Genomic DNA, 10,550 nt, shown 5'->3' with positions numbered 1-10,550 from the left:
GCGCAGAATCTCGCCGGTTTCGCGGTCAATGGCGCAGCCCTTCACACTGCGCGCATGGACATCCAAACCGACGTAGGTACGGTTATTCATGGCTGGAACCTCCAGACGTTCAAATGTGGCTCTACCAGTCCACACCCCGCACGAGACTGCGGAACAGGCCCCCGGACCGGCAACCCACGAACCTCTTTGAACCCGAGGTTCCAGTCCTACGTCAGGACCGGCCCACCACACTTCATATCGTCTAGCCGGGGAAGCGGTGGGAATCGGGGGGCATGAATCATCCGTCATGTCAAGCTGATCAGCAAAAACCCCGCCACTTCCGTGAAATGACGGGGTTTTCTTTTGTGCCCTCGATAGGATTCGAACCTACGACCTTCTGCTCCGGAGGCAGACGCTCTATCCCCTGAGCTACGAGGGCATCCAGGGTTCCTGCCGTTACCGGCGGGACGTCCTAGAGCTTAGCAGGAAGGTGGCCCTCAACGGAAAATCGGCACACATTTGTGGAGTCTGGTGGAACCAAACGCGTCTTAAGTAGGCTTCAAATGCGTGATAAATCCCGCGAATTGGCCGGTCCGCTCAGTAGCCGGCGAAGAAATCCACATGGACCCGGCGTGCGCCCGCGCCACGTGCCGCGGCCCGCAGCGAACGCACGCTGGCGGGCGAGCCGGAGACGAAGACATCCCGGCCCCCGATGTCGGGGACCAGCTCCTTGAGGGCCGCCGCGTCAATCCTCCTGGCGCCTGCATCCTCCATGTTGGCCGGCGGCACCGAACCGTCGGCAAGCCGGGCCAGGATGCGCGCCCCGGAGCGCTGCAGCTCCTCGGCGTAGCCCAGCTCGGCGGCACTCTTGGCCAGGTACAGCAGGACAACGTCGCGGTCCCCGGTGGGGCTCCCGGCTGATTTCCCGGACGGGGCCCCGGCTGACGCCGCAGCCAGTTGGGCCATATAGGGGGTGATGCCGATTCCGGCCGCGATGAGCAGCACGGGGGCGGCCGGGTCCCGGGGCAGGACGAAGTCGCCGTTTATCGTGGTCGCGGTGAGCCCGTCGCCCGGTTCAAGGGCCAGCAGCGAGCGCTTGGCTGACGACACCGGCTCCGCCGTCCCCACCCCGATCGTCAGCAGGGATGCGCCGGGCGCGCTGGTCAGGCTGAACACGCGCCGGATTCCCTTCCCATCACCCTTGGCATCACCTTTGCGGATGCGGTTGCCGCCGGCCGTGTCTGGAGGCAGGTGCAGCTCCAGGGACTGGCCGGGAATGAAGCGCACCGGGCGCTCCGGGCGGAAGCTGAATTCCGTCGTCGTGGGCGTCAGCGGACGGCTGGCGACGAACCGCAGCCGGACCCCGCCGCGCTGTCCAACGGCGAAGGCGAGCACGTTGCCCACCAGCAGCGCCAGCTCGGGGGAGTTGGCCACAAAGCCCAGGTTGTAGGGGACCGCGAACAGCACCCCGACGACGGCGGCCAGCGCCAGTTGCTGCCAGCGCCGCGGGGGCAAGGTGAGCGGTTCGGTGAGCATGAACCCGACGAAGAACAGCACCGGGCGCTGCGCGATCGGTTGCCACAGGGCCTCGGGAAGCTCCATCCCGGCCCGGAGCAGGTCCGCGGCCACGATGGACACGGCGACCACGGTGAAGACGGCAGCCATGGCAAACTTCCGGGTCCGGTACAGCACCAGCAGCACCCCCGGCAGCACAAGCCAGAGCATTGCCGGCGTCGCCGCCCACCAGGTGGCAATATTGAGCCCGGTCAGCCCGGCGAGGAATGCGCCGGCCGCCGCGGGATTGAAGATGTGCCGTCCGCGCCAAGCCAGCGCATACTTCGAGGCCGAGGCCAGGACACAGGCCAGGGCGACGCCGGCGAGCTCAGCCAGCTGGAGCCCCTGTGTCAGCTGGCTGGGCCAGAAAAGGAAGTACAGCAGCAACCCGGTGATGAGCGAGGATTCCGTGTGCGGCCGCACGTGGAACAGTGCGGCGATGCCCTGGTTGGAGGCGTAGGTCAAGCCGAGGCACAGGACAAGGTGGGCCAGCATTTCCGGCAACCCGAACGTCAGCCAGCCCAGCACGTTGAGCAGCAGACTGTAGCCGGCCAGGACGGCCAGGACCCAGAGCACCAGCCGGTACATCGTGAGCCGGCCCAAAGCGGTGTCCAGCCTCGAGCCGAGGGCAGTGGTGGTGATGGCAGTCATGAAAACAGGGCCCCTTCAAAATCGGATGAAAATTCCGCGTGCCCGTCCGAGTAGGCGGTGAGCCAGGCGAAATCGAACTCCTGCTCCAGCCTCGGACCGTCGACAAAGAACAAAGCGGTGGCGAGCGCATCGGCCACCATCGCGGTCCCGGCCATGGCCCAGCTGGCGACGACAGTCCGCACCGGCGCTCCCGTTAAGCCATCGAGCACGTGATGGAACCCGTCGCCCCAGGCCCGCCGGTTGGCGGCGGAAGCGCAGAGGGCGCCGGCCCCGAGCTGGACGGTGCCGATTGCCTGGGTTGGATCGTAGGGATGCTCGAGGGCAACCATCACCGGATCCGGCCCCGGATTCAGCAGGTCTCCGCTGGCATCGATGAAGTGCTCGGCCAAGCCATCGTCCCGGAGTTCGGCGGAGAGCAGGTCGGCCAGCTGCCCCTTTCCGGCCGCGCCGACGTCGATCACAACCGGGGCCGTGGTTGTCAGCGCGGGGCCCTGCCAGTCCAGCACATCCTCCCAGCGCGGCGCGGGAAGCGGAGCACCGCCCGGGCGCAGGCTGTAGTCGGCGTCGTAGCCCAGGCGCTCGAGGCTGCCGCCGATGAGCGGGGTCATTGCACCCCCGGTGAGCCGGTACAGCGTGCCATACAGTTCGGCCAGGGCGGCTGATTCGGCGGGCAGCTCAATGCGGCCAGGTGTTCGGGCGGCGTCAGCAATGAGGGAGTCGGGCCGGAATCGGGACCACGCGGCGTCGTACCTCTCCACCGTGGCGAGCAGCCCGCGGCGGTGTTTTCCGGAGAGCCGGGAGGGCGTGGAAATCTCCCAGCGGGTCCCGATCCCGTCAAAGCTGAAGTGCGACCAGCCCGGATGCGGCACGTCCGGCCTACTGGGCCTGGGCCTGTGTCTTGATATCCGCCACGGCCCGGTTGAAGCCGCCGCTGGTCAGCGAGGATCCGGCCACTTTGGAAACCTTGATCTCGTCAAGCTTCTTGCCCACCACCTGGGCCTGGATGCCGCTCGCGAACTCGCCCTGGAATTTGCGGGTGTTCGGATTCGACGGGTGCGGCGTGATCTTCACGTCGGACACGGCTCCGCTGGCCAGCGTGAGTTCCACGCCGACGGTCTCAGTGCCGTTGGGGGAGGTGTAGTTGCCGTCGGCACTGTACGTGCCGTCCTTGTAGGAGCCGGTGCCGGCAGCGGATTCGGACGCCGGGGGCGCGCCCTGTGCGGCCGGCGCCTGCGCAGCCGGGGCGCAGCCAGCCGCAGTTCCGGCCACGGAGAGGCCGGCAATGCCGACGAGGACGCTTTTGCGGAAGGCGGTATTCATGCGGGACTCGATTCTTTGCGGGGATCGGACAGCGAACAAGGTGGAGGCACTGACAGGGTTGAAGACGTTGATTTCAGGGTAACGGTTCACCCTCGGTGCGAGGCATTGAAGACCTTGGGTTTTCCCGGAGCCCTACCCCAACCGTCATGCCGGGCCCCAGATTCCGCCACACCACGGGCCCACCGGTAGGCTAGAAGTGTGACCCCAGAAGAACTCTCCCTCGCCATATCCGCCTGCCTGAAGGACGCTGTAGCGGCCGGTGACATAGCCCTTTCTGCAGCCGACATCCCGGATGAGGTGCGTGTGGAGCGCCCGAAGAACAGGGACCACGGGGACTGGGCCACCAACGTCGCCCTCCAGCTGGCCAAGACGGCGGGCACCAACCCGCGGGAGTTCGCGTCCGTCCTCAGCGCCCGGCTCAAAACGATCGACGGCGTGTCCGCGGTTGACATCGCCGGCCCCGGCTTCCTGAACATCACCGTGGACGCTGCTGCCGCCGGCACCCTGGCCAAGGCGATCGTCGAGGCAGGCGCCGCCTATGGCACCAATACAGCGCTCGCCGGGCACGTGGTCAACATGGAGTTCGTCTCGGCCAACCCCACCGGCCCGCTGCACATCGGCCACACCCGCTGGGCCGCCCTCGGCGACGCGATCGCCCGCGTCCTGCGGGCCTCAGGTGCCGACGTCACGGCCGAGTACTACATCAACGACGCCGGCTCCCAGATGAACGTGTTCGCGAACTCCGTGTTCGCCAGGCTGCACGGCCGGGACGTGCCCCAGGGCGGCTACCCGGGCCAGTACATTGCGGACCTCGGCCACGAGGTGCTCACCGAGCACCCGGACATCCGCGAACTCACCGAAGTGGCGGCCCTGCCGGTGATTCGGGGCGCCGCGTACAAGGCGCAGATGCACGACATCAAGCAGACGCTGGCCGAGTTTGGCGTCGACTTTGATGTCTACTTCTCGGAGCAGGAGCTCCACGACGCCGGCGCGATCGAAGACGCCGTCGCCCGCCTGCGCGAACAGGGCCACGTCTTCGACGACGGCGGCGCGGTCTGGCTGCGCACCACCGACTTCGGCGACGACAAGGACCGCGTGATGGTCCGCGCAAACGGTGAGCCCACGTACTTCGCCGCCGACGCCGCCTACTACTTGTCCAAGAAGGACCGCGGCTACACCGAGAAGATCTACCTCCTCGGCGCCGACCACCACGGCTACATCAACCGGCTCAAGGCCATCGCGGCCGCCGCGGGCGATGACCCCGAGGTCAACATCGAGGTCCTGATTGGCCAGCTGGTTTCCGTCAACGGCGCCAAGCTGTCCAAGCGCGCCGGCAACATCATCGAGCTCAAGGACCTCATCTCCTGGCTCGGCAAGGACGCGGTCCGGTACTCGCTCGCCCGGTTCCCCGCCGATTCGCCGCTGACGCTGGACCCGGACCTGCTGAAGAAGCACAGCAACGAAAACCCGGTGTTCTACGTCCAGTACGCGCACGCCCGCTCCCGCGGTGCCGCCCGCAATGCCGTGGCCGCAGGCGTGGACCGCCGTGTGAACGGCAAAGACTGCTTCAACGCTGCCCTGCTGGACCACCCCACCGAAAACGAGCTGCTCTCGCACCTGGGCAGCTATCCCTCGATCGTTGCGAAGGCCGCCGAGTTGCGCGAGCCCCACCGCGTGGCACGCCACCTCGAAGTCATCGCCGGCGCCTACCACCGCTGGTACGACGCCTGCCGCGTGGCACCCCAGGGCGAGGAACCCATTACGGACACCAACCGCACCAGGCTGTGGCTCAACGACGCCACCAGCCAGGTGCTGGCCAACGGACTGGAACTGCTGGGCGTCTCGGCGCCGGAACGGATGTAACCGCCATGCCCTCGAAATCAGGACAGCCGTCGAAATCAGGACAGCCTGACGCACGCAACACCGGAAGTGCAGGCTCACCGCTCGCGCCGGGCTGGCTCGAGGTCCCCGCCGACCTCAACGCCCTCCACGAACCACTGTGGGCGGGCGGTGTCACGCGGAACGAGGACGGCGAGCTCGCCATCGAGGGGCTGACGGTCAGCGAGCTGCAGCGCCAGTACGGTACGCCGCTGTTCGTGCTGAGCGAGACCGACTTCCGGGCCCGGGCCCGGGCGTTCAGCGACGCATTCAACGATGCCTTCGCCGATATCTGCGGGGGAGTGGACGTCTACTATGCCGGCAAGTCTTTCCTGTGCACGTCCGTGGTCCGGTGGGTCGAGGAAGAGGGGCTGCGCCTGGACACGGCGTCCGGCGGCGAACTCGCCGTGGCCTTCCGCGCCGGCATCCCCGGCGCCGACGTCGCCCTGCACGGGAACAACAAGTCCGACGGCGAAATCCACCGGGCCCTGGACATGCAGCTGGGCCGGATCGTGGTGGACAGCCTCGATGAGCTCGAACGCGTCGCGGCGATCGCCGCCAACCGGGGTGACACCGCCAAGGTCATGCTGCGGCTGACTCCCGGAGTGCACGCCCACACCCACGAATTCATTGCCACCGCCCACGAGGACCAGAAGTTCGGCCTCTCCATGGCCGGGGACTCGACTGACCGGGCCGGACTGTCCGCCGCAGAAGAAGCCGTGGCCGCGGCGACCGGGCACGCAAGCATCGAGTTGCTGGGCCTGCACTGCCATATCGGCTCCCAGATCTTCGAACCGGACGGCTTCGCCCTCGCCGCGGAGAGGCTCCTGGACTTCCTGGCAGCGATGCAGTCGAAGTACTCCATCGTGCTGCCCGAACTCGACCTCGGCGGCGGCTACGGCATCGCCTACACCCCCGTGGACACCCCGCGCCCGGCCGCCGAAATCGCGCAGGCGATGGCCGCCGTCGTCCGTTCCAAGTGCGCTGCGCTGGGGATTGCCGCCCCCCGGATCTCGATCGAACCGGGCCGCGCGATCGTCGGAAGCACCACCTTCACGCTGTATGAGGTCGGCACGCTCAAGACCGTCCGCGTGGATTCCCCGTCCTCCGGGGCCAGCGTTGGCGCGGCGGCCGGCCAGAATGCCGGCGAGGACGTTACGTACCCCCGCCGGTATGTGTCGGTGGACGGCGGGATGAGCGACAACCCCCGGCCGGTGCTGTACGACGCGGATTATTCGGCGATTCTCGCCTCGCGGAGCTCCGAAGCGGCGCCGCAGCTGTCCCGAGTAGTGGGCAAACATTGCGAGAGCGGCGACATAGTTGTTAGAGATGTATATCTGCCCGAGGACGTGGCAGCCGGTGATCTGCTTGCTGTACCGGGTACCGGCGCCTACTGCTGGGCCCTGTCAAGCAACTACAACTATCTGGCCCGGCCGGGCGTTATCGCTGTCAGCGACGGATCTGCCCGGCTCATTGTCCGCGGGGAAACCGAAGAAGATTTGCTCAACCGCGACATGGGAGTCTCTGAATGACTGAATTGCGAACCCTGAAAGTGGCCCTGCTGGGCTGTGGCAACGTTGGGGCCCAGGTTGCGCGGATTCTCATTGACGACGCCGACGCCCTCGCCGCGCGCACGGGAGCCCGCCTGGAACTGCAGGGCATCGCGGTGCGCAACCTCGATGCCGAGCGCGACGTCGAGCTGCCGCACGAGCTGTTCACGACTGACGCCGAAGTCCTCGTCAAGGACGCCGACGTCGTCATCGAGCTCATGGGCGGGATTGAGCCGGCCCGGACCCTGATCCTGACCGCCATGCGGCACGGTGCCTGTGTTGTCAGCGGCAACAAGGCGCTCCTGGCCCAGGACGGTCCCACGCTGTACGAGGAAGCGGACAAGGCCGGTGTGCAGCTCTCCTACGAGGCAGCCGTGGCCGGCGCCATCCCCATCCTGCGGTCCATCCGTGACAGCCTGTCCGGCGACCGGATCACCCGGGTGCTCGGGATTGTCAACGGCACCACCAACTTCATCCTCGACCAGATGGACTCCACCGGCGCGCAGTTCGCCGATGCGCTGGCCGAGGCCCAGCGCCTGGGCTACGCGGAAGCCGATCCCACGGCCGACATCGAAGGCTACGACGCCGCGGCCAAGGCCGCGATCCTGGCCTCGCTGTCCTTCCACACGCGGTTCGCGCTGGAAGACGTCTCGTGCGAGGGCATCACGTCGGTCACCGCGGCGGACATCGCTGCCGCCAAGGAGGCCGGCTTTGTCATCAAGCTGCTCGCGATTGCCGAGAAACTGGATGACGAGGACGGCAAAACCGGCGTCTCGGTCCGCGTCCACCCCACGCTGCTGCCCCGCGAACACCCCCTCGCCGCCGTCCGCGGTGCGTTCAACGCCGTCTTCATCGAAGCCGAGAACGCCGGCGAGCTCATGTTCTACGGCCAGGGCGCCGGCGGCACCCCGACGGCGTCCGCCGTGCTGGGCGACCTCGTCTCCGCGGCCCGCCGCATTGTCCTGGGCGGTCCCGGCCGGACCGAAACCACCACGGGGTACGTGCCCCCGCTGCCCATCGACGCAGCCGTCACGAGCTACTACATCGGACTCGACGTCGCGGACCAACCCGGCGTCCTGGCCCGGATCGCGCAGCTCTTCGCGGAGCACGGCGTGTCCATTGAAATCATGCGGCAGACCATCCACCGCGACGCCGACTCCAACGTGGAGTCGGCCGAGCTGCGGATCGTGACACACCGTGCACGCGAAGCCGCACTTGCAGCAACCGTCGAGGCCGTCAGGCGCCTGGACGTCATCAATTCCGTCACATCCGTACTCCGGGTAGAAGGAGTCTAAGTGGCTCACCAATGGCGCGGTGTCATCCGCGAATACGCTGATCGTCTTCCTGTCACGGAAGCCACCAAGGTCATTAGCCTGGGCGAGGGCGGCACCCCGCTCGTGCACGCCCGCCACCTCTCCGAGCTGACCGGCAGCACCGTCTACCTCAAGGTCGAAGGCATGAACCCGACCGGTTCCTTCAAGGACCGCGGCATGACCATGGCCATGACGGCAGCGGTGGCCGCCGGCGCCAAGGCCGTGGTCTGCGCCTCCACCGGCAACACCTCTGCGTCCGCCGCGGCCTACGCGACGGCGGCCGGGCTGCAGTGTGCGGTGCTGGTCCCCGAGGGCAAGATCTCCATGGGCAAGCTCAGCCAGGCAGTCGCGCACGGGGCCACGCTGCTGCAGGTGGACGGCAACTTCGATGACTGCCTCGACATCGCCCGCAAGCTCGGCGAGTCCTACCCGGTCTTCCTGGTCAACTCCGTCAACCCGGCCCGGATCGAAGGCCAGAAGACCGGTGCCTTCGAGGTGGTGGATTCGCTCGGCGACGCCCCCGATTTCCACGTGCTTCCGGTGGGCAACGCCGGCAACATCAGCGCGTACTGGAAGGGCTACAAGGAGTACGCCGCGGCCTTTGAGTCGCCTACTGCCGGGCCGCTGCCTGCCGTTTCCACCAAGACCCCTGTCATGTGGGGCTTCCAGGCCGCAGGGGCGGCGCCCTTCGTGGCCGGCCACCCCATCACCGAGCCCGACACCATTGCCACCGCCATCCGGATCGGCAACCCGGCCTCCTGGGACACCGCCGTGGCGGCCCGGGATGAATCCGGCGGCGTGATCGAGGCCGTCACGGACGAGGAAATCCTGTCCGCGCACCGCTGGCTCTCCGCCCGGGAAGGCGTCTTCGTGGAGCCCGGCTCCGCTGCCGGGGTCGCCGGACTGATCAAGAAGCACGCAGCCGGGGAAGTGCCGACCGGCAAGACGATCGTGATCACGGTGACCGGTCACGGCCTCAAGGACCCGCAGTGGGCCCTGCGCACCGAGGACGGCAGCGACGTGCAGCCGGTCAAGGTCTCCAACGACGTCGTCACCGTCGCCGCAGCACTGGGACTGGAAGAAAGATAACGTTGGAAACAACCCTCACCGTCCCGGCCGAATCAGCTGCCGGCTCCCCGGCCGTACCGGCGGGCCAGCTGGTCACCGTGCGCGTGCCGGCCACGAGCGCCAACCTGGGCCCCGGCTACGACAGCCTCGGCCTGGCTCTCACGCTGCATGACACGCTCACCGTGGAAACCCTGGCCAGCGGTGAACTTGAATTCGAGCTCAGTGGCGAGGGCGCCGAGTCCCTGCCCCGCGATGCGACGCACCTCGTGGTCAAGRCCCTCACCGAGGCACTGCACCGCCTCGGATTCCGGCACGAAGGCCTGCGAATCACGGCGGACAACGTCAACCCGCACGGGCGGGGCCTGGGTTCCTCGGCGTCGGCCGTGGTGGCAGCCGTCAGCGCCGCGAATGCCCTGGTTCCGGAGGCCTCCCGGCGGGGCCGGGATTGGATCCTGCAGCTCACAAGCGAAATGGAAGGCCACCCGGACAACGTGGCACCCGCGATTTTCGGCGGACTGGCGCTGTCATGGCAGGACAGTGACCAGTACAGCAGCACGTGTGCGTCCGTGGCCGCCTCGGTGATTCCCGTTGTCGCCGTGCCGGACTACGAGCTTTCCACCGAGGCCGCCCGGGCACTCTTGCCGGCGTCGGTGGGCCACCATGCCGCGGCCATGAACTCCGGCCGCGCCGCCCTGCTGATCCATGCCCTGACCGCCAACCCGCAGTTCCTGCTGCCCGGCACCGAGGACTACCTGCACCAGAGCTACCGCGCCCAGGCCATGCGGCCCAGCGCGGAGCTGATTAGCGCGCTGCGCCGGGCAGGGCACGCCGCCGTCGTATCCGGCGCCGGACCCACCGTGCTGGTCCTGGCCAACGGGGAAGCGGAAGCCCGTGAGGTGGTGGACTTCATCGGCGCCCACACTGCGGGCAACACGCCGGAAGTGGGCTGGCGTGTGATGAAGCTGGCCGTGGACGTCGAAGGTGCTAAAGTGGAAGTGCACCGGCGGTAAATACGCAGGCGGTAAATTTGTAACCGTTGTAAGACCGCGATGTTGGCCACGTAGCCTCTCTCATCTTTCACTGCGCGATATTTTCCGGTGCCACCTGCTTTCGGTCTGACGCAGGAATCAGCAGAATTGTTCTGACCCCTGAAACTCAGCCCGCCGTTCCTCATTTCTCGGATCGTGCATGGTGAAGCAGTATCCGGCCCTGCTGGCCGAAATCCATCCGGCAAGGC

At 67.4% G+C, this 10,550-nt stretch carries 8 protein-coding genes and 1 tRNA gene; 5 read left to right on the top strand and 4 right to left on the bottom strand.

The window, feature by feature from the left end; genetic code table 11:
• Nucleotides 1–345 precede the first annotated feature (345 nt).
• The 4 genes from AC1D2F_RS11150 to AC1D2F_RS11135 form a co-directional block, all read right to left on the bottom strand.
• Nucleotides 346–418 (bottom strand) — tRNA-Arg (locus AC1D2F_RS11150).
• A gap of 158 nt (nt 419–576) precedes the next feature.
• Entirely contained in the window at nt 577–2,184 is a 1,608-nt protein-coding gene (locus tag AC1D2F_RS11145) for an FAD-dependent oxidoreductase (protein ID WP_229995595.1), read from the bottom strand.
• Nucleotides 2,181–3,053, bottom strand: coding sequence for an FAD:protein FMN transferase (locus tag AC1D2F_RS11140; RefSeq protein WP_476966729.1), 873 nt, complete (start codon nt 3,051–3,053; stop codon nt 2,181–2,183). Before AC1D2F_RS11140 ends, AC1D2F_RS11145 begins: the two co-directional genes overlap by 4 nt.
• Nucleotides 3,054–3,060: 7 nt before the next feature.
• Nucleotides 3,061–3,504: an FMN-binding protein gene (locus tag AC1D2F_RS11135; RefSeq protein WP_229995593.1), complete on the bottom strand. Its 444-nt coding sequence runs from the start codon at nt 3,502–3,504 to the stop codon at nt 3,061–3,063.
• 198 nt (nt 3,505–3,702) lie between these two features.
• Between AC1D2F_RS11135 and argS the strand changes: the two genes are divergently transcribed.
• The 5 genes from argS to thrB are packed head-to-tail and all read left to right on the top strand — an operon-like array spanning nt 3,703 to nt 10,323.
• Nucleotides 3,703–5,367 carry an arginine--tRNA ligase gene (argS, locus tag AC1D2F_RS11130; RefSeq protein ID WP_476966728.1) on the top strand — a complete coding sequence of 555 codons (1,665 nt, stop codon included), beginning with the start codon at nt 3,703–3,705 and terminating at the stop codon, nt 5,365–5,367.
• A 5-nt stretch (nt 5,368–5,372) separates the two neighbouring features.
• A complete protein-coding gene (lysA, locus tag AC1D2F_RS11125; RefSeq protein WP_476966727.1) occupies nt 5,373–6,914 on the top strand; it encodes a diaminopimelate decarboxylase in 1,542 nt (513 codons plus the stop codon).
• Complete coding sequence (locus AC1D2F_RS11120) at nt 6,911–8,227, top strand: homoserine dehydrogenase (protein WP_229995590.1); 1,317 nt, start codon at nt 6,911–6,913, stop codon at nt 8,225–8,227. The genes lysA and AC1D2F_RS11120 overlap by 4 nt, the downstream gene beginning before the upstream one ends.
• On the top strand, nt 8,228–9,334 hold the full coding sequence (thrC, locus tag AC1D2F_RS11115; RefSeq protein ID WP_229995589.1) for a threonine synthase: 1,107 nt from the start codon (nt 8,228–8,230) through the stop codon (nt 9,332–9,334).
• 2 nt (nt 9,335–9,336) lie between these two features.
• Nucleotides 9,337–10,323, top strand: coding sequence for a homoserine kinase (gene thrB, locus AC1D2F_RS11110; RefSeq protein ID WP_476966726.1), 987 nt, complete (start codon nt 9,337–9,339; stop codon nt 10,321–10,323).
• Nucleotides 10,324–10,550 lie beyond the last annotated feature (227 nt).

The sequence above is a fragment of the Arthrobacter sp. P1_B3 genome (assembly GCF_056406615.1).
Note: the sequence above shows the minus strand (reverse complement) of the source record. Positions and strands in the feature narration are given on the sequence as shown.

Excerpts from the sequence above, each read along its gene's own strand:
- AC1D2F_RS11145 (WP_229995595.1), bottom strand. The coding sequence starts at position 2,184 with ATGACTGCCATCACCACCACTGCCCTCGGCTCGAGGCTGGACACCGCT.
- lysA (WP_476966727.1), top strand. The coding sequence starts at position 5,373 with ATGCCCTCGAAATCAGGACAGCCGTCGAAATCAGGACAGCCTGACGCA.
- AC1D2F_RS11135 (WP_229995593.1), bottom strand. The coding sequence starts at position 3,504 with ATGAATACCGCCTTCCGCAAAAGCGTCCTCGTCGGCATTGCCGGCCTC.
- AC1D2F_RS11120 (WP_229995590.1), top strand. The coding sequence starts at position 6,911 with ATGACTGAATTGCGAACCCTGAAAGTGGCCCTGCTGGGCTGTGGCAAC.